The sequence below is a fragment of the Parafrankia discariae genome, from assembly GCF_000373365.1.
In the GTDB taxonomy this organism is placed as follows: domain Bacteria; phylum Actinomycetota; class Actinomycetes; order Frankiales; family Frankiaceae; genus Parafrankia; species Parafrankia discariae.
Map to the genome: position 1 here is coordinate 1 of NZ_KB891208.1, position 24,032 is coordinate 24,032.

Annotated in this window: 23 protein-coding genes; 13 read left to right on the top strand and 10 right to left on the bottom strand. The window is 73.1% G+C overall.

Annotated features, from left to right (window positions below):
- From B056_RS0111445 to B056_RS0111465, 5 genes are all read left to right on the top strand, one after another.
- The coding region (locus tag B056_RS0111445) for an ATP-binding protein (protein ID WP_018501996.1) at nt 1–2,744 on the top strand (2,744 nt) is incomplete at its 5' end.
- Nucleotides 2,745–2,883: 139 nt separating this feature from the next.
- Complete coding sequence (locus B056_RS0111450) at nt 2,884–3,528, top strand: response regulator (protein WP_018501997.1); 645 nt, start codon at nt 2,884–2,886, stop codon at nt 3,526–3,528.
- A 161-nt stretch (nt 3,529–3,689) separates the two neighbouring features.
- Nucleotides 3,690–4,436: a hypothetical protein gene (locus B056_RS0111455; RefSeq protein WP_018501998.1), complete on the top strand. Its 747-nt coding sequence runs from the start codon at nt 3,690–3,692 to the stop codon at nt 4,434–4,436.
- A 106-nt stretch (nt 4,437–4,542) separates the two neighbouring features.
- Entirely contained in the window at nt 4,543–7,350 is a 2,808-nt protein-coding gene (locus B056_RS0111460) for a WD40 repeat domain-containing serine/threonine protein kinase (RefSeq protein WP_076784681.1), read from the top strand.
- Between the two features lie 93 nt (nt 7,351–7,443).
- Complete coding sequence (locus tag B056_RS0111465; RefSeq protein WP_018502000.1) at nt 7,444–8,952, top strand: MFS transporter; 1,509 nt, start codon at nt 7,444–7,446, stop codon at nt 8,950–8,952.
- On the opposite strand, the gene B056_RS0111470 is transcribed toward B056_RS0111465, so the two are convergent.
- A complete protein-coding gene (locus B056_RS0111470; protein WP_018502001.1) occupies nt 8,922–9,611 on the bottom strand; it encodes an alpha-ketoglutarate-dependent dioxygenase AlkB in 690 nt (229 codons plus the stop codon). The two genes, B056_RS0111465 and B056_RS0111470, sit on opposite strands and share 31 nt — an antisense overlap.
- Nucleotides 9,612–9,736: 125 nt before the next feature.
- Here B056_RS0111470 and B056_RS0111475 point away from each other — a divergent pair, with 125 nt between their 5' ends.
- Nucleotides 9,737–10,204 (top strand): MarR family winged helix-turn-helix transcriptional regulator, encoded by a 468-nt coding sequence (locus B056_RS0111475; RefSeq protein ID WP_026239579.1) that lies wholly within the window; start codon nt 9,737–9,739, stop codon nt 10,202–10,204.
- A gap of 28 nt (nt 10,205–10,232) precedes the next feature.
- Here B056_RS0111475 and B056_RS45365 read toward each other — a convergent pair whose 3' ends face one another.
- The 5 genes from B056_RS45365 to B056_RS0111500 form a co-directional block, all read right to left on the bottom strand.
- Nucleotides 10,233–10,619 carry a metal-sensitive transcriptional regulator gene (locus B056_RS45365; RefSeq protein ID WP_018502003.1) on the bottom strand — a complete coding sequence of 129 codons (387 nt, stop codon included), beginning with the start codon at nt 10,617–10,619 and terminating at the stop codon, nt 10,233–10,235.
- Nucleotides 10,620–10,688: 69 nt separating this feature from the next.
- The gene (locus tag B056_RS36150) at nt 10,689–11,366 is read right to left on the bottom strand and encodes an STAS domain-containing protein (RefSeq protein WP_026239580.1); all 678 of its coding nucleotides are present in this window, start codon (nt 11,364–11,366) and stop codon (nt 10,689–10,691) included.
- Nucleotides 11,367–11,557: 191 nt separating this feature from the next.
- Complete coding sequence (locus B056_RS0111490) at nt 11,558–13,147, bottom strand: allophanate hydrolase (RefSeq protein ID WP_018502005.1); 1,590 nt, start codon at nt 13,145–13,147, stop codon at nt 11,558–11,560.
- Between the two features lie 28 nt (nt 13,148–13,175).
- Nucleotides 13,176–13,919, bottom strand: coding sequence for a biuret amidohydrolase (gene biuH, locus B056_RS0111495; protein ID WP_026239581.1), 744 nt, complete (start codon nt 13,917–13,919; stop codon nt 13,176–13,178).
- Nucleotides 13,920–14,031: 112 nt separating this feature from the next.
- The gene (locus B056_RS0111500; protein WP_026239582.1) at nt 14,032–14,757 is read right to left on the bottom strand and encodes a GntR family transcriptional regulator; all 726 of its coding nucleotides are present in this window, start codon (nt 14,755–14,757) and stop codon (nt 14,032–14,034) included.
- A 326-nt stretch (nt 14,758–15,083) separates the two neighbouring features.
- Between B056_RS0111500 and B056_RS36155 the strand changes: the two genes are divergently transcribed.
- Nucleotides 15,084–15,836 carry an alpha/beta fold hydrolase gene (locus B056_RS36155; protein WP_026239583.1) on the top strand — a complete coding sequence of 251 codons (753 nt, stop codon included), beginning with the start codon at nt 15,084–15,086 and terminating at the stop codon, nt 15,834–15,836.
- A gap of 73 nt (nt 15,837–15,909) precedes the next feature.
- On the opposite strand, the gene B056_RS43570 is transcribed toward B056_RS36155, so the two are convergent.
- Both B056_RS43570 and B056_RS0111515 read right to left on the bottom strand, forming a co-directional pair.
- Complete coding sequence (locus B056_RS43570) at nt 15,910–16,053, bottom strand: hypothetical protein (protein ID WP_018502011.1); 144 nt, start codon at nt 16,051–16,053, stop codon at nt 15,910–15,912.
- A gap of 184 nt (nt 16,054–16,237) precedes the next feature.
- Nucleotides 16,238–16,600, bottom strand: coding sequence for a hypothetical protein (locus tag B056_RS0111515; RefSeq protein ID WP_018502012.1), 363 nt, complete (start codon nt 16,598–16,600; stop codon nt 16,238–16,240).
- A 78-nt stretch (nt 16,601–16,678) separates the two neighbouring features.
- On the opposite strand from B056_RS0111515, the gene B056_RS0111520 reads away from it, so the two are divergent.
- Nucleotides 16,679–16,909, top strand: a complete 231-nt coding sequence (locus B056_RS0111520; protein WP_195905892.1) for a hypothetical protein — start codon at nt 16,679–16,681, stop codon at nt 16,907–16,909.
- 925 nt (nt 16,910–17,834) lie between these two features.
- Here the strand turns inward: B056_RS0111520 and B056_RS40580 are convergent.
- Both B056_RS40580 and B056_RS0111530 read right to left on the bottom strand, forming a co-directional pair.
- Nucleotides 17,835–18,221: an FmdB family zinc ribbon protein gene (locus B056_RS40580; RefSeq protein WP_076784682.1), complete on the bottom strand. Its 387-nt coding sequence runs from the start codon at nt 18,219–18,221 to the stop codon at nt 17,835–17,837.
- Nucleotides 18,222–18,312: 91 nt separating this feature from the next.
- Nucleotides 18,313–18,966 (bottom strand): 5-formyltetrahydrofolate cyclo-ligase, encoded by a 654-nt coding sequence (locus tag B056_RS0111530; protein WP_230202950.1) that lies wholly within the window; start codon nt 18,964–18,966, stop codon nt 18,313–18,315.
- 435 nt (nt 18,967–19,401) lie between these two features.
- On the opposite strand from B056_RS0111530, the gene B056_RS0111535 reads away from it, so the two are divergent.
- The 5 genes from B056_RS0111535 to B056_RS0111555 all read left to right on the top strand — a co-directional run bounded on the left by B056_RS0111535 (nt 19,402) and on the right by B056_RS0111555 (nt 23,697).
- On the top strand, nt 19,402–20,373 hold the full coding sequence (locus B056_RS0111535; RefSeq protein ID WP_026239584.1) for a UTP--glucose-1-phosphate uridylyltransferase: 972 nt from the start codon (nt 19,402–19,404) through the stop codon (nt 20,371–20,373).
- A 375-nt stretch (nt 20,374–20,748) separates the two neighbouring features.
- Nucleotides 20,749–22,023, top strand: coding sequence for a molybdotransferase-like divisome protein Glp (glp, locus tag B056_RS0111540; protein ID WP_026239585.1), 1,275 nt, complete (start codon nt 20,749–20,751; stop codon nt 22,021–22,023).
- A 47-nt stretch (nt 22,024–22,070) separates the two neighbouring features.
- Complete coding sequence (gene moaC / locus B056_RS0111545; protein WP_407672357.1) at nt 22,071–22,535, top strand: cyclic pyranopterin monophosphate synthase MoaC; 465 nt, start codon at nt 22,071–22,073, stop codon at nt 22,533–22,535.
- Complete coding sequence (locus B056_RS0111550; RefSeq protein WP_018502018.1) at nt 22,532–23,068, top strand: MogA/MoaB family molybdenum cofactor biosynthesis protein; 537 nt, start codon at nt 22,532–22,534, stop codon at nt 23,066–23,068. Before moaC ends, B056_RS0111550 begins: the two co-directional genes overlap by 4 nt.
- Nucleotides 23,065–23,697, top strand: a complete 633-nt coding sequence (locus tag B056_RS0111555; RefSeq protein WP_018502019.1) for a GNAT family N-acetyltransferase — start codon at nt 23,065–23,067, stop codon at nt 23,695–23,697. Before B056_RS0111550 ends, B056_RS0111555 begins: the two co-directional genes overlap by 4 nt.
- Nucleotides 23,698–24,032 lie beyond the last annotated feature (335 nt).

Here is a 24,032-nt window from a genome sequence, read left to right on the forward strand (position 1 = left end):
AGGCGCACGTTCGGGGGGTCTCCGGGGTCTGGCGGGATCTCACCGAGTCGGTGAACTCGATGGCCGGCAACCTCACCAGCCAGGTCCGCAACATCTCCGCGGTGACCCGGGCGGTGGCCCGCGGCGACCTCTCGCAGAAGATCACGGTGACCGCGCAGGGCGAGATCGCCGAGCTGAAGGACACCGTCAACACGATGGTGGACCAGCTCTCCTCCTTCGCCGCCGAGATCACCCGGGTCGGCCGCGAGGTGGGCGTCGAGGGCAAGCTGGGCGGCCAGGCCACGGTCGCCGGGGTCGCGGGCACCTGGAAGGACCTGACCGACAACGTCAACCAGCTCGCGTCGACGCTGACGATCCAGCTCCGCGCGATCGGCGACGTGTCCACCGCGGTGACCCGCGGTGACCTGACCCGCTCCATCACGGTGGAGGCCGAGGGCGAGGTCGCCGAGCTCAAGGACAACATCAACCAGATGATCGCCCGGCTGCGGGAGACCACCGAGGTCAACGCCCAGCAGGACTGGCTCAAGTCGAACCTGGCCCTCATCGGCAGCAAGATGCAGGGCCAGCGCGACCTCTACACCGTCTGCCAGATGATCATCAGTGAGATGACGCCGGCGGTGAACGCCCAGCAGGGCACGGTCTACCTGCTCGACTTCATCGAGGGCGACAAGCTGCGCTACGTCGCCGGCTACGGCTCGGTGCCGCGGCGCCGATCGGACGGCACGTTCCTGTTCGGCGAGGGCCTCATCGGCCAGGCGGCGCTGGAGAAGAAGCGCATCCGGGTCGAGGACGTGCCCGCCGGCTACCTCAACATCCGCAGCGGCCTGGGCGAGGCCCCGCCGTGCGACCTGGTCGTGGTTCCGGTCATCTTCGAGAACCAGGTTCTCGGTGTGATCGAACTGGCCTCTTTCACCCCGTTCTCCGACCTGCATCTCACGCTCGTCGACCAGCTCGTCGACACCATCGGCGTCGTCCTGAACACGATCATGGCGAACGCCCGCACCGAGGAGCTGCTGGCCCAGTCGCAGCGGCTGACCCAGGAGCTGCGCTCGCAGTCCGTCGAGCTCCAGCGCACGAACAACGAGCTGGAGGAGAAGGCGGCGCTGCTGGAGGAGAAGAACCAGGAGATCGAGCTGGCCCGGATCGGGCTGGAGGAGAAGGCCGAGCAGCTCGCGCTGTCCTCGCAGTACAAGTCGGAGTTCCTGGCGAACATGAGCCACGAGCTGCGCACCCCGCTGAACAGCCTGCTCATCCTGGCCAAGCTGCTGGCCGACAACCCCGACCACAACCTGAGCCAGAAGCAGATCGACTTCGCCGAGACGATCCACTCCGCCGGCTCCGAGCTGCTCGGGCTGATCAACGACATCCTCGACCTCTCCAAGGTCGAGGCCGGCAAGATGAACGTCGACGCCGGCCCGGTGCGCACCGCCGCGCTGTGCGACGCGGTGGCGGGCGTGTTCGGGCCCACCGCCGAGGAGAAGGGCCTCACCTTCGAGATCAGCGTCACCGAGGACGTGCCGGACGAGTTCGTCACCGACGAGCAGCGCATCCAGCAGGTGCTCAAGAACCTGCTGTCGAACGCGGTCAAGTTCACCGACGCGGGTACCGTCCGGCTGGATGTCGCCGTCGCCCCGTCGGAGACCCCGTTCGTCGCGCCGAGCCTGCGCTCGGCGCCGATGGTGCTGTCCTTCGCCGTCACCGACACCGGGATCGGGGTCGCCGCCGAGAAGCTCAGGATGATCTTCGAGGCGTTCCAGCAGGCGGACGGCACGACCTCGCGCCGCTACGGCGGCACCGGCCTCGGGCTGTCGATCAGCAAGGAGATCGCCCGGCTGCTCGGCGGGTCGATCGCCGTCTCCAGCCAGATCGGACAGGGCAGCACGTTCACCCTGTTCGTCCCGTCGGTGATGCCCTCGGAGGCGCCGGTGGGCCCCCACCCCGGCGAGCCCGACGGTGTCCTGATGATCGTGGACGGCGCCGTCCAGTCGCGGCCGCGGGCCGACGGCGGGGGCGACGGCCGCGGGCCGGTGCTGGCCGGTGTCGAGCGGGCCGCCCTCGTCCCGGCGGAGCGCCGGCCGGCGGGGCCGGAGACACCCGGCGACGCGGCACACCGGGAGGGCACCGGCAAGGCTCCCGCCGGCCCGGTCAACGGGGCGGGCACCACCCGGCAGCGTGACGGCGAACGGGTCTACGGCACCCCCGGCCGGCCCGGCGAGCCCAAGGCGGTCCGCAATCTGTCGCGGACCTCGTGGTCGGGCCGGGGCGGCACCGGGTCGGGCGGCGAGCGGGCGCCCGCCGAGGGCACCCCGTTCCTGCTCGACCCGCCGGCGCCCGTGCGGCCGCCGACGCCGAACACCGACGGCGGCGACCCGCTCGTGGGCGCCAGCATCCTGGTGGTCGACGACGACGTCCGTAACGTGTTCGCCCTGACCAGCGCCCTGGAGATGCATGGGATGCGGGTGCTGTACGCCGACAACGGCCACGACGCCATCCGGATGCTCCAGCAGGACGGCACACCGGTGCACCTGGTACTGATGGACGTCATGCTTCCGGGCATGGACGGCAACGCGACCACGCTGGAGATCCGGGCGATGCCGGCCTTCGCGGCGCTGCCGATCCTCGTGCTGACCGCCAAGGCGATGCCCGGTGACCGGGAGAAGAGCATTTCCGCCGGTGCGAGCGACTACATCACCAAGCCGGTGGATCTTGATTTCCTGCTCGGAGTGATGCGGTCGTATCTGTGATGATCAGATCGCGTATGGTGCGCATTCGGGTAGGTGTCGACGGGCCGGTGCTGGCCCGGACATGCCGATCGGCGATGGTGGAGCAGTGGCGTCGGCGCCACGAACACCCAGGCCGACCGGCGAAGGAGGAGGTAGGCGGGTGACCGAGCGGACCGGCGGTCCTGTCGACACCGAGGGCGCGTCGAACACTGAGCGGCCCCGGAGCAAGATCCTCCTGGTGGACGACCGCCCCGACAACCTGATGGCGCTGGAGGCGATCCTCGCCTCCCTGGACCAGGATCTGGTGACCGCGTCCTCAGGTGAGGAGGCGCTCAAGCGCCTGCTCATCGACGACTTCGCGGTCATCCTTCTCGACGTCCAGATGCCCGGAATGGACGGCTTCGAGACCGCGCATCGCATCAAGCAGCGCGGGCGGACGCGGGACACGCCGATCATCTTCCTGACGGCGATCGACCGCGAGCCGCATCACGCCTTCCGCGGCTACGCGGTCGGCGCGGTGGACTACATCGCCAAGCCGTTCGACCCCTGGCTGCTGCGGGCCAAGGTGAGCGTCTTCGTCGAGCTGTTCGAGAAGAACGAGCGGCTGGCCGAGCTCGCCCACCAGCGGGTGCGGGACTTCGACCTCATCGCCGAGGTCGCCGAGCGCCTGATCGGCCTCGACGTGCTCCTCGACGGTGCCGCGACGTCGAACGAGGAGACGCTCGCCGCCGCGAGCGCCGAGGTACGCGGCCTGGTCTCCCGGCTGCGGCCCTTCGCCCGCTCGACGGGCGGCCAGCCCGAGTAGCCCGAGCGGGCGGCCCGGTCCCGGGGTCGCCGGCATCCCGGGGCTGTCCGTGTCGCGGGGCTGTCAGTGGCCCCGACCGGCTTGTCGCTGATTCGCCCCCCTGCCGTGTGCGCTGACGGTAAGATCCCTCCTACCGGGAGTGGTCGCGAGGGGGCGGGTCGATGGCGGGCGGCGACCCGCACGCGATCGCCGCCGCGGATCTGCCCCCGTTGCGGCTGCCCTACGCCGACGGCCTGATCACCATCGACCGGGTCCGCCGCGCACCGGACTCCCCGGTCTGCCGGGTGCGGCCCGGAGACCCGGCGGAGGGCTCGATCGTGACGCTGGTCGACTTCGTCACGGCCGACCCCGCCCAGGCCGCCCGCACGGCCACCGCCCTGGTGCGCACGGCCGACCTGACAGCCGTCGCCGTGCACGCGCGCTACGCGCCGACGGCCGTCGCGGCGCTCGCGGTCTGCTTCGCCGGCCGGGTCCGCGACGCCCGGGCCGGCCGCGACCTGTCGGTGCGGATCGTCCTGGCGGACCACCGCCCGGAACTCTCCGGCGGGCTGGTTAGAGTGCCGCACATCGTGGCCGTTCACGGCTGGCCGAATGGTCCGAGTGGTCCGCAGGGTGGTCCGAAGGGGCCCGTGGGGGTGACGGACCGGGTGGTGTGGGAAATCATGAGCGCGGACCAGCACCGGGCGTGGCTGGGCGGGTTTCCCGGCCCGGATCGGGATGGTCTGGAGCGTCATCTGGGCGGGCTCGTCGCACTCGCCGGGCTGGTAAGGGCGTCAGGTACGCAGGTCCCGCACCGCGAGGAGGTTCTCCGCGCGCTCGCCGGCGGCCCGCTGACGACCGAGGCGGTGCACCGCCATCCCGGCCCGCTGCTCGCCGCCGCGGCCGTCCTCGGGAACCGCGAAGCGTAACCAGGCCGCGTAGGGGCCCGACCGCGCCGATAACATGCGGTTGCGCCCGAGGCGCCTGCGACATCCCGTTACGGGGTTTCACAAATATTTCGGAGGTGTCGAATCTGTGGTCATTGCCCGGCGACACCTCGAACGTTCGCGCGGCAATCAACCGGTTTCGGTCGGTCCGTATGCTGTTGAACGTCAGCTGCTAGAGGCCGGAACCGGGCCGGTCTATCTCGGGAGGGATCCCGAGGGCGGCCAGGTGGCCATCAAGGTGATCAGTGCGGCGTTCGCCCGCGACCATGAATTCCGCCGCCGGCTGCGCGCTGATCTCGAGACCGTCCGCGCACTGGCACCTCTGTGCCTGGCGGACATCCTCGACGCCGACACCTCCGCCGATCCGCCGTATGTCGTCACCGAGTTCGTGGACGCTCCGACCCTGGCGGCGACGGTCGCGCAGGGCGGTCCGCTGGCGGTGTCCGACGTTCGACGGCTCGCCGTGGCGCTCGGGTCGGCGCTGACCGGGCTCCATGGCGCCGGTCTTGTCTTCGGTGACCTGAAGCCGGCGAATGTGGTGCTTTTCGAGGATGGAATCCGGCTGGTCGACTTCGGCCTGTCGCGAGTACTTAACACCGTCGCCCTGCCGGGCCGCGGCGGATCAGGGCCCGGGATGGGTACCCCCGCTTTTATTACCCCGGAGCATGTCCTGAGGCAGCCGCTCACGATGGCGTCGGACATCTTCACGTGGGGTGGCACGGTGCTCTTCGCCGCCACCGGACGACTGCCGTTCGGTAACGGATCACCGCAGGTTCTGTTGCAACGAGCGGTCTATGCGGAACCTGATCTCACCGGTTTGGACCCGGTACTGCGCGACGTGGTCAGCGCCACGATGCGTAAGGATCCGTCCCGCCGACCCGGCGCCGCGGAACTGCTCGAGGTGCTCGGACGGCTCGGCGACGGCCTGCCCGCGCCCACCGGCCTGGATCCGCTCGAGATCGCCGTCGCGGCGGCGGTGAACGCCGTCGCCGAAGCGGGCCCGGAGACCTCTTCGGCGGGCGTCGAACTCGCCGAACTCACCGGGGCCACCGTGCTGCCGGCGAACGTGCCGAACCCGGCGGCCGCTTCGGAGCCGGCTCCCGCCGCCGACACCGGGCCTGGTGCCGAGGCGGGGCCGGAGCTCGGGGCCGCGGTGGAGCCGGAGCCCGAAGCAGAGGCGGAGCCGGAGGCCGAGGCGGAGCCGGAGCCGGCGGTCGAGGCGGAGCCGGAAGCTGAGGCGGAGCCCCGCGTCGAAGACCCGCCGGCTCAGCCATCGGAGTCGACCAAGGCATCAAAGCCGGCTCAGCCGGCAGAGCTGTCGGAGCCGGCTGAACGGAGTGAGCCGGCGGGCGGGCGTCGGCGCGGGCCCGACGGACACTGGTTGTTCCGGCTGTTCCTGGCGGGGATCGCCAGCCTCGCCGTCCTCACCCTGGCGGTCGAGATCACCGGGGCTGTCCGGGCCCAGGCCGCGGTGCGGGCGTCCAAGGCCACCGCCGGCCAGGCCCGGGCACTGCTCGAGCGTCAGCCGGATCTCGCCGGCCAGCTCGCCGCGGCGGCCTACGAGATCGCTCCGACCGCGGCGGCCGGCGAGGCACTCGTCGCCGCGGCCGTCCGCCGGACCGGCCATCTGCCCGGCGACGTCCGCGACCTCGCCGTCGCCCCGGACGGCAGCAGCCTGGTCACCGCCGGCGACACCGGTGCCGGCTTCTGGGACCTCACCGACCCGTCCGGCAACCGTCGCATCACCGCGTTCCCGGTCGACGGGCCCGCGGTCAGCGCCGTCGGCTACGTGTCGCCGCCCGGCCGACCGGCCGCCGCGGGCCAGATCATCGTCACCGCGGCCGGTCCGGCCGGGGAGCCGGCCGGCGCGGGGGCCAGCAACGTCCAGCTTTGGCGGGTGACGCCGGACGGCGCGGTGGAACGGCTCGGCGTGCTGGCCGGGCAGACCGGCACCGTCGGCGAGATCGCGGTGAGCCGCGCCGGTGACGCGATCGCCACCGGCTCCTCGGACGGCACGCTCCGGCTGTGGGACGTGACCGACCCGCGTGCGCCCGCCGAGCTGGCCGTCCTGCGGACCCCCGGGCCGATCACGGCGCTCGCGTTCTCCCCGGGCGGGGATCAGCTCGTGGTCGGTGGGGCCGCCCGCCTCTCCCTGTGGTCCCTGGATGATCCGCGCGAACCGCGCCGGCAGGGCCTGCTGCACGGCGAGGGCGTCGTCGCCGGCGCCTCCTACTCACCGGACGGCCGGACGCTCGCGGTGGCGACCACCGGCCTGCGGGACATCGCGGCGCAGCCCGCCGCGCCGGCCGCGACGGCGGTCGCCTCGTCCCTGGCACCGCCGGAGAAGTCCCGGTCCGTCGTGGAGATCTACCGGCCGGGCGACCCGCGCGGGCTGCGCCGGCTCACCTCCTTCGCCACCGCGAGTGGCGCGGGGATGGTGGCCTTCTCACCGGACGGGCGGGCACTGGCGGTGGCCGCCGCGGTGGGCGGCGGCGATGTCGGTGTCTGGGACATGTCGGACCCGACCCGGCCGCGGGCCCGGCTGACCCTGTCCACACCCACGGCGCCGGCTGGCACGGCGCCGGCTGGCGCCGAGGGGCCCTCCGAGCTCGCGGCGCTCGCCATCACCGGGCAGGCGGCCGTCCCACTCGAACCGGCGGCGCTCGCGGCGGCGACGCCCCAGCCGGGGAGTCTCGCGCCGACCGCGCTCGCCTTCGCCGAGGGGCCCGCCCGGACTCTCGCCGTCGCCGACGGGAACGGCGCGCGGGTCTGGGATCTCGACCCGCGGACCGCGCGGGACCAGGTCTGCGGCCGGGTCCAGGCCGAGATCACGAGACAGGACTGGCGCAGCTACATCCCGAACCGCCACTACTCACCGCCCTGCCCCCAAGCCTGACCCCGCCGGGACGCGGAGACGCGCGATGTGTGTCCGTGTGACTTCGTCCGGTCGCGGTCGACAGATACCTCTGTTACAGAGGAATATGAAGACGTGGAGATCGCGAGCTGGCCGGGACGGATTTCCGGTGTGGCCGGTGCCCTGCTGCGGGAGCCCGCCCGGCCGGCCAGGATCCGGGAGTCCTCGCTGGCGACCGTCCTCACGGTCGGCACCGTCTGCATCGGCAGCTTCCTGGGGCAGCTCGACGCCAGCATCGTCACGATCGCGCTCGCCGACCTGCGGGCCGACCTGGGCGTCTCCCTCGGCCTGGCGACCTGGGTCAGCCTCTCCTATCTGGTGACGCTGGTCGCGACCATCGCCGCGCTCGGCCGGCTCGCCGACATGTACGGCCGCAAGCTGCTGTCCCTGTACGGATTCGCCCTGTTCACCGTGGCCTCGGTCGGCGCCGCGCTGGCCCCGGGCATCGGGGTGCTCATCGCCTGCCGGGTCGCGCAGGCTCTCGGCGCGGCCATGCTGCAGGCGAACAGCGTCGCCCTGATCGCGACGAGCGTCGAGCCGAGGCGGCTCACCGCCGCGCTCGGCGCCCAGGGCGCCGCCCAGGCGTTCGGGCTCTCCCTCGGGCCGTTGGCCGGCGGCCTGCTGCTCGAACTCGGCGGGTGGCGGTGGGTCTTCTGGGCGCACATACCCGCGGGAGTGCTCGGGTTCGTGCTCGGAGTCCTGCTGCTGCCCCGCACCAGGGCACCCGCGCCCCGGACGCCGTTCGACTGGTCGGGCCTGGCCCTCCTGGTGCCCACGGTGTCGGCCGTGCTGCTCGCGCTGTCGGTCGGCGAGTCCGCCCGCTCGGCCGGCCCGCTCGCCGCCGTCGGCGGGCTGGTGCTGGTCGCGGCGCTGGGCGGGGTGCTGTTCGTCCGCCGGGAGTCGTCCGCGGTGAGCCCGATGGTCGACCTCGCGCTGGTGGCGCACCGGGCGGTCGGGCCGCGGCTGGCCGCGGGGACGCTCTCCTTCCTCGTCCTGTTCGGGCTGCTGCTGACGATCCCGCAGAACTCCGACGACAGCGCGGTGGCGGTGGGCCTGCTGCTGGCGGCGCTGCCGATCTCGATCGGGGTCGCGGCGCCCGTCGCGGGCACGCTCGTCGCCCGGTTCGGTGTCCGTGCCGTGACGTCCGGGGCGATGGTGGGCGTGGCCGGCGGCCTCGGCCTGCTGGCGGCCGGGGGGAGCGGCCCGGCTGTCGGCGTGCCCGCGCTGGCGCTGATCGGCTGCGGGCTGGGCCTGTTCACCCCGTCGAACAACGGCGCCGTCATGGTTGTCGTGCCGGCGCCGCAGAGCGGGATGGCCAGCGGCGTGGTGAACATGACCCGCGGGCTCGGCACGGCGTTCGGGGTCTCGGTGTCGGCGCTCGCCTACGCCGCCGGTGGCTTCACCACGACGATGCTGCTGCTCGCCGCGGTCGCACTCGGCGGCGCCCTGCTCGCCGCGACGGCCACCCCAGCTACCCCAGCCACCTCGGCCACCTCGGCCGCGCCAGCCGCGGGCGCCGCCGCCACCGCCGCGACGGCGGGCGCGCTGCCGCCTCAGCGCGAGAACGACCGCGCGGCGCCGTAACCGGGCCCGATCTCCGGTCGCCCGGCGCGGGACGTCCACCGCCACTGCACCGAGATGCGCCCGCCCACGTACCCGGGGACCCTGGGCACGGCGTGCAGCCAGTCGGCCTGCGCGCGCCCGCCGAGCACGAGCAGGTCGCCGCCGGCCGGGGCGAGATCGCGGCCACCGGGAGCCGTCGGGTCGTTGAGGATGCGCCGGCCGGGCGGCAGGTGCCGGGACTTCACGAGGAACGGCCGGCGCGCGCCGAGGGTGAGGATCGCGATGACCGTCTCGTCCAGCCAGCGCATCTCGCGGTCGCGGTGGAAGGCGACGGCGTCGTTCCCGTCGCGGTACCAGGACATCCCGTACCCGTCGAAGTCGACGCCGTAGCGGCGGCGCAGCGCGCGGTAGGCGTCCAGCAGGGCGGGGAAGGACACCGGGCGCCCGCTGCGGATGAAGGCGCTCAGCCGTGGCTCGGTCACGTGGCGCTCGTAGCGCCACATGGTTCCCTGACGCCAGGAGGTCCCGTCCCGGACGGTGTCGTAGAGCTCGTCCGCGCCGGACATCCAGCCGCGGGCGACGTCCACCCAGGAGTGGTCGTCGAGCCGCACCCGCTCGAACACCGCGGCCGGGTCGACGCCGGGGACGACCCGCCGGCCGTCCTCACCGGTACCCGTCATCGCCCGACGCTACCTCCGTCACCGTCACCTCGGTCTCCGTCCCGGGCGGACCCGGAGACAGGGGAGCGGACCGTGTGCGGGATGGCCGGACGTCGGGCTCCCGCGGGCGTAACCTGCCCGTTGTCATGACGGTAGATCAGCATGCCAACGCCGTGGGCCTCACCGAGGTCGTCACGCGGCTGCGGCGGGTGCTGCGCAGCAGCATCCGCACGGACATCCCCTGGGAGTCGCTGCCCATGGCCCAGGTGGAGCTGCTCCAGTGCGTCGCCGAGCGGGACGGCACCCGGGTCGGGGAGCTCGCCGGGCTGCTGCGGCTCGCGCCGAACTCGGTCTCGACGCTGGTCGCCCAGCTCACCGATGCCGGTCTCGTGCGGCGCGAGCGCGATCCGGCGGACCGCCGGGCCGTGGCCCTGCGGCTCACCGAGGCGGGCGAGCGGGCCCTCACCGGATGGCTGCAGGCGCACGAGCGGCGGATCGGCTCCGCCATGGAGATCCTCGCCGACGACGACCGTGACGCGATCATCGCGGCCCTGCCGGCCCTGGGCCGCCTGGTCGAGGCGCTCGACGACCGCCCCCGCCCGCCCGGCGAATGAGACCACCCGTCAGACGACGGGCCGGGCCTCAGGACCGGACGAGACGGGCGATGGCCGCGGTCGCCTCGCGGACCTTCTCGTCCGCCGCGGGGCCGCCCTCGGCGACGGCCTGTGCCACGCAGTGCGCGAGATGATCAGACAGCAGGCCGAGCGCGACGGACTGCAGGGCACGGGTGGCCGCGGACACCTGGGTGAGGATGTCGATGCAGTACTTGTCCTCGGCGACCATGCGTTGCAGACCGCGGACCTGGCCCTCGATCCGCCGCAGCCGGGCGGTGTACTCGTCCTTGCTGTTGGTGTAGCCGTGCTGTGACTTGGCGTGGTCAGACTGGGGTACGGCTGACTGGGGTTCGGCCGGTTGGCTCTGCGCCGTCCCGCCCTGAGCCGTCTGGCTGACTTCGGCCTTCACCCGCACCGCCCGCCCCGCGCCGTCACCCCGGAAATACCCCCCAACGGTACGTGCGAACAGGGGCGACCGTCGAGGTCAGCCCAGAGGTCCCAGCACCTCGACCCGGACGCCACGGTCGTCCAGCGCCTGGCGGACCCGCTGCCCCGCGTTGCGCAGGCGCAACCGGGAGCCGCAGCGGGTGGCATGCCGGCTCATGGCTCCGAGCAGCACCGCGCCGAGCGGGTCGGCGTCCCGCACGGCGGCGAGATCGACGATTATCTCCCGTTGCCCGAGGGCGGCCGCCCGGGTGACGGCGGACCGCGCCGCGCCGGCGGCGCTCGCCACGAGCAGCCCCGACAGATGGATGACGGCACCCTCCTCCAGGAGCTCGACGCGGGCCGAGAGGGGGCACGCCGAGGGCCGGAGCTCGACGGCGGAGAGCGCGGCGGTGGCCACCGCCCTGCTCCCGGCCGTGGTCGTGAGCCCCGCGGTGGTCGTGAGCCCCGCCGTGGTCGTGAGCCCCGCGGTGGTTGTGAGCCCCGCGGTGGTCGCGAGGCCCGCTGTGGCTCCGAGCCCGGCGGTGGCCGTGGCCCCGGCGGTCAATGTGATCTCGACCGGGCCCACCGGGCCGGGTGGTGCCGCTCCGGAGGCGCGCGACGGTGTCGCCCCCGGCGGCGGGGGTGCTGTGACCGGCACGAGTGCCGTCGAAGGTCCGGCCGCACGGCCGCCAGGTGTGGTGAGAGTGCCGGCTTCTTTGCCGATGGTGAGCGTCACGTCGTCTCCGAAGGGAGCGAGGTCGCGGTGGACGCGCCAGAGTTACCCCAGGTTCCTACCCGATAAGTATCGCGCCCCTTCGTGACGGAAACCAATGCCGAAAGTCACCTTGTGTTGTGTCGCTAACTCGTGTATAGCGCGTCACATTTATGGGCTTCGCCTGGATCGGAGCTGGTAATGGCGCTGGTCCGTCAGGTCGGGATCTCCGCCGCGGCGCCGGCGGGGAGCAGCAGGGAATGGGAACCCGCGCCGACCGGCACGCCGCTGCGCCGGTGCAGCAGCTCGGCCGGCGCCGCCAGCAGGTCGTCGCCTCCCGCCGGGGCCAGCAGGGTGACGCCGAACGGCAGGCCCGCCGCGAACCCCACCGGAACGGCCACCGCGGCCAGGTCCAGCAGGTTCGCGAACGTCGTGTACCGGCCGAGGTTCGCGTTGAGGCGGATCGGGTCGGCGAGCATCGCGTCGATCCGGTAAGTCGTCGGAACGGTCGGCACCACGATCACGTCGACGTCCGCCCAGGTCCGTTCCGCGCCGCGCCGCAGGGCGCGCAGCCGGGTCAGGCCGCGGAACACCTCGGCCCCCGTGATCGCCGCGCCCGGTTCGAGAACCGCGCGGATGACGGGATGCACCGGGTCCGTCGGGCCGGCGTCCGGGACCCTCCGGAGGAAAGCCTCCACGGCGGCGTACCGCTCCGCCAGCCACGGGCCGCCATAAAGCAGGGTGCCCGCCTCCAGGAACGGGCCGAGGTCGATCTCCGTCACCTCGGCGCCCCCGTCGGCGAGCAGCCCCACGCCCACGCCGAACACGGCCGCGGCGCCCGCGTCGCCGAGGAAGTCGAGCTGATCGGCCCGGGGCACGCCGACCCGCGGCCGGGCCGGCCCCGGCCCGCCCCTTCGCGACGGTGCCGGCTCCGGCACACCGATCCGCGACGGTGTCGGCTCCGGCCCGCCGATCCACGCCGGCGCCGGGTCGCCGGGCCCGGGGAACCGGCGGGAGTACGGGTCCTCCGCGTCGTAACCACGCATCACCGACAGCACGCGGTAGGCGTCGGGGACGGAGAGCGCGAAGACGCTCGGGCAGTCCAGCGAGCGGCAGGCGGGCACCACGCCCCTGGTGCTCACCAGCCCCCGGGACGGTTTGAGTCCGACGGTGTTGGTCAGCGCCGCCGGCACCCGGCCCGAGCCGGCGGTGTCCGTGCCCACCGCGAACGTGACCAGCCCGTCCGCTACGGCCACCCCGGATCCGGAGCTCGACCCGCCGGAGATCATGTGTGGGTCGAACGGGGACGCGGGGATCCCGTAGGGAGAGCGGGCGCCGGACAGTCCCGTGGCGAACTGGTCGAGGTTGGTCTTCCCGACGCAGACCGCGCCGGCCGTGAGCAGCCGGGCGACAGCCGGCGCGCTGTCCGCCGGGAGATACCCGAAATCGGGGCAGCCGGCCGTCGTGGGCAGCCCGGCGAGGTCGATGTTGTCCTTCACCGCGAACGGCAGCCCGAACAGCGGCGGCAGGCCGGCCCCGGCCCCGGCGGCTCCGGCTCCGGCGGTCCCGGCCTCGGCGGTCCCGGCTCCGGTGGCCCCACGGCGCGAGCTCACCAGCAGGCCGTCCAGTTCGGCGGCCCGGCGCAGCGCCTCCGCGCGCGGCACCGGAGTGATCCACACTCCGTCGTCGCCGCGGGCGGCGATCCGGTCGTAGACGCCGTCCACCACCTCGCGCACGCTCAGCCGTCCCGAGAGGTAGCCGGCGCGCAGGACGTCGGCCTGCAGGTCCGGTGGGGGCCGGTTCACCGGGCGGTCGCCTTCACCGGGCGGTCGCTCAGGCCGCCGCGAGCGCGGCCGAGACCGCGTCCCGCACCGCCGCCGAGGTCGCGACCGCACCGAACACCCCGCCCTGCATCGTCACCATGTGCAGGGCCGCCCGGTGGTTGGCGGGGTCGGTCGCCCCGGTGCAGTCGGAGAGGATCAGACACTCGTAGCCGCGGTCGTTGGCGTCGCGCATCGTCGTGTGGACGCAGACGTCCGTGGTGATGCCCGTCAGGATGATGTGGGTGATCCCGCGCCGGCGCAGCACCAGGTCGAGGTCCGTGGCGTAGAACGAGCCCTTGCCCGGCTTGTCGATGATCACCTCGCCCGGCAGGGGAGCCACCTCGGGGACGATCTCCCAGCCCGGCTCGCCACGGGTGAGGACGCGCCCGCGCGGGCCCGCGTCGCCGATCCCGGCGCCGATCCGCTTCGAGCGCCACAGCTTGTTCGGCGGGCAGTCGGACAGGTCGGGGCGATGCCCCTCCCGGGTGTGAATGATCATGAAGCCCAATGGGCGCAACACCGCCAGCAGTGCCGCGGTGGGGGCCAGGCCCGCCCGGGTGAGCGCCAGGTCGTACCCCATCGCGTCGACGTAGCCACCCTCGCCGCAGAAGTCGACCTGCCAGTCGATGTTGATGACGGCGGTGGTCGCGGGGCTGAACGAGCCGTCGTAGGGCCAGTCGTAGGGCTCGGCGGTGACGGGACCCACGGTGAGGCCAGCGTTCGTGGGGGCCACGGGTTCGGTGGTGACTGTCATCTGCTCCTCCTCGGCCGGTTTCGTCTCTCGTCGGCACGCCGTCTCGGGTCGGCACGCCCTGCTGGTGGACGGGGCCGTGCTGGTGGACGGGCCGTGACGCGGGACGTTCGTGCTAGGTGGCCGAGCGGGGTGGGCGCCCGCGGTTGAGCACCATCTGGGTGATGGCCCGGGCCGCCCGCCGCTCCACGACCTCCATCGACTCGCCGACGTGGCTGCGCAGCGCCCGCACGCCCGCCTCCATCTCCCCGGCGAGCACCTTCTCGAGGATGTCGAGATGCTGGGTGATGGTCAGCTCGATCCGGTCGGCGGTCAGGAAGTCGTACATCCGCACCGGGCGAATCCGGGCGTTCACCGCGTCGAGCATGTTCGCGAGCTCGCCATTGCCGGACGCCCGGCTGAGCGTGATGTGAAAGTTCTCGTCCAGGGCGACGAAGGCCGGGTCGGGCGTGGGCGGATCGGCGCGCAGCGCCCGCCAGTCGTCGCGCAGCGGCTCGAGCAGGGCGGCCTGGTGCGCCGCGCCGGACTCCAGCGCCCGCTGCAGCCCGCGCAGCTCCAGCGTGACCCGGATCTCGTACAGGTCGCGCAGCCCGGCGAGGTCGGGTTCCGCGGGGTAGTAGCCGCCGTCCTGCCTCTTCTCGACCAGGCCGTCCCCGGCGAGCCGGGTCAGGGCCTCGCGCACCGGTGTCCTCGACACCCCCAGCAGCGCGGCGACGCGTTCCTCTCCCAGGCGGTCCCGGAAGGAGAACTCCCCTGACATGAGCCGATGGCGCAGCGCGACGTAGACATGGTCCCGCAGGTTTCCCGAGCCGGCGGCCCGGGTGGTTGGCGACGGTGTCATGACGCCGAGCATCTGCCATGGACGGCGCGGGCGTACCACCCGCCCGCCGTCCGGCCGGTGATCCGCTCCGCCGGGCCCGCCGCGCGAGGCCGCGCCGGGATCGCGGGACGGGTGGCAGCGCACGTCGCGGTGGGTGCGCGGCCGGGCCCGGCCCGCGGTGGCGGACGGGGCACCCGCCCACGGCTTTCTGCATACCGAGCTGTATACAGTGTCGTGTACATGAAAGTGAAGGTGGAGACGAAGAATTTTCTGATCGACACTCGCGCAGTTACATTCACACGTCGACGGTTAAGTGCCCGTTAATCGGGGGCGCGGAAGGTGGCCGGATGGAGCCGCGCGGAGCGCACGGGACCCGTGGCGCCGCCCAGGGGGGCGCTGGTCAGGGTGGCGCTGGGCAGAGCGGCGGCGCCCGGGGCGGTGCCGGCGCCCGGAACGGCGCCGCGGTGGGCCCGGCCCTCCTTCTGCTGCACGGCACCGCGACGACCGGGGCGGTGTGGTCAGGCGTGCGCGTGGCGCTCGCCGGGCGGGAGGTGCACGCTCCGGACCGCCCGTCCACCGGAGACCTGGCCGCGGAGATCGCGGCACTGGCGCCGTCCGTCGCCGGTCGGGTGCTCGGGGGAGTGAGCGGCGGCGCCACCCTCGGTCTCGCGATGCTCGCGGCCGGCGTCCCCATGGCCGCCGCGGTGCTGCATGAGCCGGCGGTCGGCTCGCTCGTCCCGGGACTGCTCGGCCCGGTGGCGGAGGCGTTCACCACGGGTGGGGTGGTGGCGTTCGGGCAGCGGCTCTACGGCCCGCGCTGGAACGTGGGGCACGCGCCGTCCGACCTCACGATGGTGGAACGCGACCTCGCGATGTTCCTCGCCTTCGAGCCGGGCCCGCCGCCCGCGGGGGCACCGCCGGTGCTGGTCACCGTCGGCGCGCAGTCACCGCCGGTACGCCATCGCGCGGCCGCGGCGTTGCGGGCCCGGTTCGGTCTTCCCGTCCGGGTGCTGCCGGGGTGCGGTCACGCCGTCCACCTGGAGGCACCGGAGCTGTTCGCCGCACTGCTCGCGGAGACCGCGGACGGCCTTCCCCGCTGAGCGGCCGGCGCCGGGCGGCCAGTGCCGGGCGAGCCGATGTCAGGCGGCCGGCGCCGGGCGGCTGGCGGCCGGGTCAGCGTTCGACGTGGTGGGGCGGCAGATCCGCCAGTAGACGAGCGAGGTCGGCCTCGCTCTCGTCGAGCAGGGTCTCGTCGCCCCAGCCGATCTCCCGCTCGTCGCCGGGGACCTCGTCGTCGATTAGCGGCGTGTCTCCCATGAGGATCTCCTCCGATCACCACGCGGCCCGGCGGCCACTCGGTCCGTGCGGGGCGGTCCGTCCAACCGGTGCCCTCACGAGTGACCGCACCGACGGCGGCCCCAATGTACCGGCGCACCCACCCCGACCAGAGCGGGCGACACGCCCCACCCCAGCCCGCCCCGAACCAAGTGTGGCGGGTGGGTCACCCACCCGCCATGGTCGTGTTGGCGGGGCCACCGGGTTCGTGGTCGGGGGGTGGGGTGGTCAGGGCTGTCGCCAGTGCGGTGACGATCGCACGGTGGGTGGTCTGGCCGCCCGCGCGGTAGGCGTCGCGCTCCCGCTGGGACCAGGCCCGCTCGAACAGGCCGGGCTCCGCGGGCTCGGTGGCCAGGACGGCCCGTAGCGAGGCCCGGTACCTGGCCACGAGCAGCGGCGGTTCGCCGTACGGATTCTCGTCGTACGCCTCGTCGCGGTCTATCAGCTCACGGATCTCGTCGCCGCCGATCGGCCGCGCCGGCCGGTGCGCTGCCGACGGATGCGCTGCGGATGGGTCTGCTGGGGGCATGTTTCCTCCTCGGACATTATTTGTCGACAAGCAAAAACGACCCTAGCGAGGTTCTTGGACAAGAGCAAAGTGGTTACGATGTTCGCTGTGGACGACGGTGAGCAGTTGGTAGGCATCGGGGACATCGCGTTCCAACTCAAGATCACGCGACAGGCCGTGGACTACTGGACTCGCAAGGACGCCAAGTTTCCGGAGCCTCTGCAGGTCATCAACGCGCCGGCCGGCAGCGGGGCCAAAGGAACCAGGGTTTGGCGCAAGCGTGAGGTCGATGCCTGGATCGTGGAGCACTACCGGCGGCGCAAACAGTAGTGGCCTGCGCGGCCGGTATGGCCGATCGAGGCGCGGCCGGTCCCGGTGGTCGGGATGCCGTGCGGTATCAGGGATCCCAGCCTCAGGTGGCCTTGATCGAGGAAACGGGCAATACGCCCGAAACGCCCACGACAAGGGTCGCTGGGTATGTGATTCGACCCGCTTAAGCGGAGTGCTGTCTCCGATCTCGTGGATCGACGGTATTCGGTGCCCGGGTCGCCGTGCTGGTCTGTTAGCGCGACCGGGTGCCTTCCGGTAACCGGTCGGGTGACGCCGTCTCCGCCTTGAACGCGTGCGGCCGGAGGGTGCGCGGGCGTGGGTTCCTCCACTGCTGCCGGTCGAAATTACCCGGCCGACCTTGAATCCGTTTAATCGGGTACACCAATCCGTTCCGATGGGTCGCCCGCCCGGCTGATTGCGTGTCGGTCCGCTGTCGCCGAGCCGACTTGTTGTCGCCGCGCAAGCTGGTTCGCCGCCCGGGAAGCGTGACGTCGAAACACGAAGTCGCTGGTGAGAGCACGAAACGGGAGCCGGGACGGTCGGCGGGAGCCTGGTGATCCGCAGGTCCGGGCCGAAAACGCAGACCCCCGACGCCGCCGGCCGGGGCACGCCCCGAAGCGAGTTGCCGCAGCGGCGAGGAGAGCGGCTGAGACAACTCGCTTCGCTGGCGGCCCCGGCCCCGGCGCCGCTGACGGCCCCGGGCTCTGATAGCCCTGGGTGCCGACGGGTCCGGGCTGCCGACAGCCCGGCGGGTGGCCGGGCTGGGCTGGGCTGGGCATGGGACAGCCCCCGGGCGACTGCCGGGGGCTGTCCCATGTGAAAGGTGCGTAGGCGGGCCGGAGTGGTTCCCGGTCAGGCTGGCCAGGTGGGTCGGGGGGGTTCCCGGCCTCCCGGTCAGGGCTGGGCGATGGGCCCGGCCCGCCGGTCAGGCCGCCGCGGTGCTGGAGGCCGTGCTGCTGGACGTGCTGGACGAACCGCCGTCACCCGACGAGGACCCGGCCGAGCCCGAGGACGAGCCGGTGGAGTCCGACGTGCTGGCGGAGGAGCCGCCGTCGGCGCCGCTCTTGGCGGACGAGTCGCCGTCCGACGAGCCCGCGGACTCCTTGGACCGGGCGGGGACCCCGGACGAGGACCCGGACCGGCTGTCGGTCTTGTAGAAGCCGCTGCCCTTGAAGACGAGGCCAACGGAGCTGAACACCTTCCGAAGCCGGCCCGTGCAAGCAGGACACTCGGTCAGTGCCGCGTCACTGAAGCTCTGCACGGCCTCGAGATCGTGCCCGCAGGCGGTGCAGCGGTACTGGTAGGTCGGCACGGACTCCTCCCGGAGTTGGCACTCGGTGGTAAGGACTGCCAACTCTAACGCCTGGACGGCCCCGCTGGCTTCCCGAATGCCGGAGCGGGTGTCACAGCGGTGCCACCCGGACGATTCTGGTCGGCGTCACGATGATGGTCACCGGCCGGTCGTGCGGCTTCGCCGGGACGTCCCCGAGCACCTCGCGGTCGTTCAGCAGCGCGATCACCGGGGCCCCGGGGGTGGTCCGGGTCAGCGCGCGGTCGTAGGAGCCGCCGCCGCGTCCCAGCCGGTTGCCGCGCTCATCCGCCGCGAGCGCGGGCACGATCACGATGTCGGCCTTGGCGATCTCGACGAGCGGCGTGCTCGGCGGTGGCTCCCGGGTGCCCATCGCGCCGGGGATCAGTGTGCCGACGAACTCGCGGAAGTCCAGATCGAGGTCGGCGCGGACAACCGGTAGCAGCACCCGGACCCCTCGGGCACGCAGCCTGGTGAGGATCTCGGCGGTGTCCGGCTCGTCGGCCATCCCCACGTAGGCGGCGACGCAGGTGGCGGCGGTGACCTCGGGCAGCGTGAGCAGTCGCTCGGTCAGCACGGCCGGGTCGGGCAGCACGCCTGCCCGGCGCAACGCGAGCAGCCGCCTGCGCAGTTCGCTCTTGGCCGGTGGTGCCGCGGCGCCGGAGTCGGACTCGGCGCCAGCGCCGGATCCGGAGCCGGACCGGCCCACCACGCCACTGCCGGTGACGGTACCTCCGGTCACAGCCATCCCCACCCTCAGCGCACTCGGGCCCGGTGACCTGGGCGTTGGGCCCGTCACCAGACTCCTCGAGCTTTCCGCGCCGGCACGTTGTCCATGCGGCCGATGGTGATCCGAAAGACGACACCGGCACGACATCCCGCTGGCGAAGGCCTCACGGTACCGTGATCGACCCGCACGTGGAGGCCTGCCCGTTTCGGACCCGCCGGGCCTGGCCGACAGGTCGGTGAGCGTGACTTACCGGATGCGGACCGTCGGTCCGGGTGCTGCCCGACGCTCGCTGACGCCCCGCGGAGCGGGGGCGCCGGGACGCGGCATCGGGGACCACGGCGGCCCGAGGCCGCACGCGGATGCACGGTCATCATGGATGATCACCGGCTGTGAATGCCCTGTGTGCGTACACTGTCGTGCCCTGGGACTGCCCGCCCGACTAAGGTTTCGCCCATGCCAGTGACGAAGGCGGTCATTCCCGCCGCGGGTCTGGGGACCCGGTTCCTCCCCGCGACGAAGTCGGTTCCGAAGGAGATGCTACCTGTCGTCGACAGGCCGGCCATCGAATACGTCGTCGAAGAGGCCTCGCGCGCGGGCCTGCGTGACGTGCTGCTCGTGACGAGCCGCACCAAGAAGGCCATCGAGGACCACTTCGACAGGGAGGGGGATGTCGAGGCCGCGCTTGAGCGCAAGGGCGACAAGGTTCGCCTCGAACGCGTCCGGGCCTCCGCCGAGCTGGCCGAGGTCCACTCCGTCCGCCAGCCCTCGCCGCGCGGGCTCGGCCACGCTGTTCTCTGCGCGTCCGCGCACGTGGGTGACGAGTCGTTCGCGGTGCTGCTCGGGGACGACCTCATCGACGAGCGCGACCCGCTGCTGGTCGAGATGCTGGCCGTCCAGGAGCGGCACGGCGGGGCGGTCGTCGCGCTGATGGAGGTGCCCGAGGAGGCCGTCTCCCTGTACGGAGTGGCGACGATCGCGCCGTCGGCCGTCGCTCCCGCTCCGGCCGCCTCGGCGGGGTCGGTCCCGGCGGTCGGGTCCGGGGGGCGCTACCGGACGGTGCGCATCACCGACCTGGTCGAGAAGCCGCCGGTGGACGAGGCGCCCAGCAACCTGGCCGTCATCGGGCGCTACGTGCTGCCCGCGGAGATCTTCGACGTCCTGCGTGTGACGCCGCCCGGCCGGGGAGACGAGATCCAGCTGACCGACGCCCTGCGGACGCTGGCGGGGCGGGCCGGCGCCGACCCGGGCGCGGAGCTTCCGGTGCACGGCGTCGTGTTCACCGGGCGCCGTTACGACACCGGTGACCGGGTCGACTACCTCAAGGCGGTCGTCCGGCTCGCCTGCGAGCGGCCGGACCTCGGCCCGGAGTTCTACCCGTGGCTGGAGGAGTACGTGGCGTCCGGCGGTCCCAAGGCCGAATGCTGACCGGCGGGGCGGGCCGGCCCGCGACCGTGGGTCGCGGGCCGGCCCGCCCCGGCCGTTGGCTCGCCCTGCCCGCCGGCGGTCGGTCGCGTTGACGAAAAGTGACCAGGCCTGCGCTGCGAAGGACAGACTGAAAATTTCCCGGGGCCCTTGCTTGGGCGCATCGGCACCTTCGGGCAGACTGAGCGCGCGTCTTCGCGCGGAATGTCCAGGCTCCTGACAGGCTGGCCCTGCAGTCGCCACGTCAGGCGAGGAATCGCCCGCGGGTCAACGACTGTCGGGTGCCCACTCGGCGGCCGTCGTGACCTGCTGCCCGGCCACCGCTGACACGAAGGCTATATGGCCTGAACAGAAGTGTAAAGAACGGGACGGGTGCCTGTGAAAACGGTAGACCAGCACGCATCGGACATTATGGCCGCAATCGGCCCCATGCCGCCGCGGCGGACGGCGCTGCGCGAGGCCCACGGCTGCGTCCTCGCGGCGGACGTGCGGGCGACGGTGGCCGTACCGGGGTTCGACAACTCCGCGATGGACGGCTACGCCGCCCGCGCCGCGGACGTAGCCGAGGCGAGTGCGGACAGCCCGGTGACGCTTCCCGTCGCCGGCGAGATCATGGCCGGCCCGGTGTCCCCCGCGGCACTCGCGCCGGGCACCGTCGTACGGATCATGACCGGTGCCCCGCTCCCGAAGGGCGCCGACACGATCGTCCAGCTCGAGTGGACCGACGACGGCGTCGAGACCGTGCGGATCGACCGGGCGCCGCGCCGCGGCCTGCACATCCGTCGGGCCGGGGAGGACATCGCGCCCGGCAACCTCGTGCTCGCCGCGGGCACCGTGCTCGGCGCCGCGCAGATCGGCCTGCTGGCCGCCGTCAACATCGCCCGGCCGGCGGTCCACCCGCGCCCGCGGGTGGCCGTCCTGTCCACCGGCAGCGAGCTCGTCGAGGTCGGCACCCCGCTCGGGCCCGGCCAGATCGTCGACTCGAACAGCCACGCCATCGCCGCCGCGGCGCACGAGGCGGGGGCGCTCGTCCGCCGGGTCGACGGTGTGTCGGACGACCCCGACGAGTTCGGCGCGACCTTCGACGAACTGCTGCGCAGCACCGACGTCGTGATCACCACCGGCGGCATCAGCGTCGGCGCGCGGGACGTCGTCAAGCAGGTCCTGAGCAAGTCCGACGAGATCCGGTTCGAGCGCATCGCCATGCAGCCCGGCAAGCCGCAGGGCTTCGGCGTCGTCGGTGGCGTTCCCGTCTTCACGCTTCCGGGTAACCCGGTGAGCGCCCTGGTGTCGTTCGAGCTGTTCGTCCGGCCGGCGCTGCGGCGGCTGCGGGGCCTGCCGGTCGCCCCGGAGGGAGCGGGCTGGCAGCGCCCGGCCACCGGCACCGTCATCGTCCGGGTGAGCGAGACTATGCAGTCCGCAGCGGGAAGGCGTACCTTTCCCCGGGTCCGTCTCGAACGTGACGACACCGGTGAGCTGGTCGCGACGTCCGCCGGGGGGCAGGGCGCCCACCAGATGTCGGGGCTGGCCTCGGCCCACGCGCTGCTCGTCGTCCCCGAGGAGGTCACCGAGGTGCCCGCAGGCACGAAGCTCCCCGCGGTGCTGCTGCCCGAGCCCGAGTGGGCCGGCCCGTCCACCGAGGCCCGCGGGTGACCGGTCCCGGGCGGTTCACCCACGTCGACGACCGGGGCGCGGCGCGGATGGTCGACGTCTCGGCCAAGGAGGTGACGGCGCGCACGGCGACCGCCACCGGCTGCCTGCGCACCGCACCGGACGTCGTCGCGCTGCTGCGCGGCGCGGGGGTACCCAAGGGTGACGCGCTCGCCGTGGCCCGCATCGCCGGGATCATGGGCGCCAAGCGCACCCCTGACCTGATCCCGCTCTGCCACCCGATCGCCGTCTCCGGTGTCCAGGTCGAGCTGACCGTGGTCGACCACGGGGTGGAGATCACCGCCACGGTGCGCACCGCCGACCGGACCGGGGTGGAGATGGAGGCGCTCACCGCTGTCGCGGTCGCCGGGCTGACGCTGCACGACATGGTGAAGGCGGTCGACCCGCTGGCCGAGCTGACCGGGGTCCGGGTCGTCGCCAAGACCGGCGGCAAGTCCGGGGACTGGCACCGCGACGGGGCCGGTTCGCCCGGCGACGGGGCCGGCTCGTCGTGAGCGGCCCCTCCGAGCTGCCGGCGGGAGCGCGGGCGCGGGTCGTGACGGTCTCCGACCGCGCCCACCGCGGCGCCTACCCCGACCGCTCGGGCCCGTTGCTGGTCGACGCCCTGGTCGGGATGGGCTTCGACGTGCCCGCGCCGGTGGTCGTCCCGGACGAGCGGGCGGAGATCACCGCGGCCCTGCGCGCGGCCGTCGAAGCCGGGGTCGATCTGGTGGTGACCACCGGGGGCACCGGTCTCGGGCCGCGGGATGTCACGCCCGAGGCCACAAGGGACCTGCTGGACAGAGAGGTGCCCGGTCTGGCCGAGGCGCTGCGGGCGGCCGGGCGGGTCAAGGTGCCCACCGCGGTCCTCTCCCGTGGTCTCGTCGGCACTGTCGGAGCGACCCTGGTCGTGAACCTGCCCGGGTCGACCGGGGGAGTGCGTGACGGCGCCGCGGTCCTCTCCCCGGTCGTCGCGCACGCGATCGCCCAGCTGCGCGGCGACACCGACCACACCGGCGCCTCGCCCACCGGCGGCACACCGGCGTGAGAGCGCCCGGCTGGCCGGTCACCCTCCGCCACGACGACGTCGTCGTCCGGCCCATGCGCCTGCGTGACGCCCCGACCTGGGTCGAGGTCCGCACGCGCAACGCCGACTGGCTCGCCCCGTGGGAGGCCACCTCGCCGGGCTCGGCGTCGGTGCGGGCCACCTGGAACGAGCGTCAGACCATCGGCGTCTACACCCAGATGCTTCAGCGGCTGCGGGCGCAGGCCCGGGTGGGCGCGGCGCTCCCGTTCGCCATCGCCGTCGACGGCCGGCTGGTCGGGCAGCTCACCGTGTCGACGATCGTGCGCGGGGCGTTCAACAACGGCCAGGTCGGCTACTGGGTGGACGGCCTGCACGCCGGGCGTGGCATCGCCCCGACGGCGCTGGCACTGGTCACCGACCACTGTTTCGGCCCGGTCGGGCTGCACCGGCTGGAGGCCAACGTCCGCCCGGAGAACGCGGCCAGCCGCCGGATGCTGGTGAAGCTGGGCTTCCGCGAGGAGGGCCTGCACCGCAGATTTCTCGCGATCGACGGCCGGTACCGCGACCATATCGGCTATGCGCTGACCACCGAGGACGTCCCCGGGGGATTGCTGGCCCACTGGAGCCGCACCCGTTCGCCCTCCTCCTGAGGAGACTTACGGCACAGACTTTCGCCCCGGGCGCCGTCAGTGCCGATGACTGTTTGTCCAGGGCCCGTTAGCGCGGTTCTCCGGGTCGTCCGGGCCCCGCTCCGGAGCGCGGTTCGTGGACCCTCCGCACGTCCCACGCAGTCTCTTTGGATGTCCAACGCGCGCCGTTCGGGTCGGCTCCGGCGACCCCGTGCGCTGTCGCCGGTGCTCGCTGTGGCCCACTCGGGTCGAGGGGGTCGTCGCCCGACCGGCCCGGCGTTACGTTGGGTGCTCGTAGTGTGACCTGCCCACCCGGACGGGGGGAGTATCACCTGGCCCACATCGGCACCACCTCG

What these genes read in the sequence shown, in the direction of transcription:
- B056_RS0111535 (WP_026239584.1), top strand. Translation starts at nt 19,402, where the DNA reads ATGCCAGTGACGAAGGCGGTCATTCCCGCCGCGGGTCTGGGGACCCGG.
- B056_RS0111520 (WP_195905892.1), top strand. Translation starts at nt 16,679, where the DNA reads ATGTTCGCTGTGGACGACGGTGAGCAGTTGGTAGGCATCGGGGACATC.
- B056_RS0111500 (WP_026239582.1), bottom strand. Translation starts at nt 14,757, where the DNA reads ATGACACCGTCGCCAACCACCCGGGCCGCCGGCTCGGGAAACCTGCGG.
- B056_RS0111515 (WP_018502012.1), bottom strand. Translation starts at nt 16,600, where the DNA reads ATGCCCCCAGCAGACCCATCCGCAGCGCATCCGTCGGCAGCGCACCGG.
- B056_RS43570 (WP_018502011.1), bottom strand. Translation starts at nt 16,053, where the DNA reads ATGGGAGACACGCCGCTAATCGACGACGAGGTCCCCGGCGACGAGCGG.
- B056_RS0111530 (WP_230202950.1), bottom strand. Translation starts at nt 18,966, where the DNA reads ATGGCTGTGACCGGAGGTACCGTCACCGGCAGTGGCGTGGTGGGCCGG.
- B056_RS36155 (WP_026239583.1), top strand. Translation starts at nt 15,084, where the DNA reads ATGGAGCCGCGCGGAGCGCACGGGACCCGTGGCGCCGCCCAGGGGGGC.
- moaC (WP_407672357.1), top strand. Translation starts at nt 22,071, where the DNA reads ATGGTCGACGTCTCGGCCAAGGAGGTGACGGCGCGCACGGCGACCGCC.
- B056_RS0111470 (WP_018502001.1), bottom strand. Translation starts at nt 9,611, where the DNA reads ATGACGGGTACCGGTGAGGACGGCCGGCGGGTCGTCCCCGGCGTCGAC.
- B056_RS0111475 (WP_026239579.1), top strand. Translation starts at nt 9,737, where the DNA reads ATGACGGTAGATCAGCATGCCAACGCCGTGGGCCTCACCGAGGTCGTC.
- B056_RS0111455 (WP_018501998.1), top strand. Translation starts at nt 3,690, where the DNA reads ATGGCGGGCGGCGACCCGCACGCGATCGCCGCCGCGGATCTGCCCCCG.
- biuH (WP_026239581.1), bottom strand. Translation starts at nt 13,919, where the DNA reads ATGACAGTCACCACCGAACCCGTGGCCCCCACGAACGCTGGCCTCACC.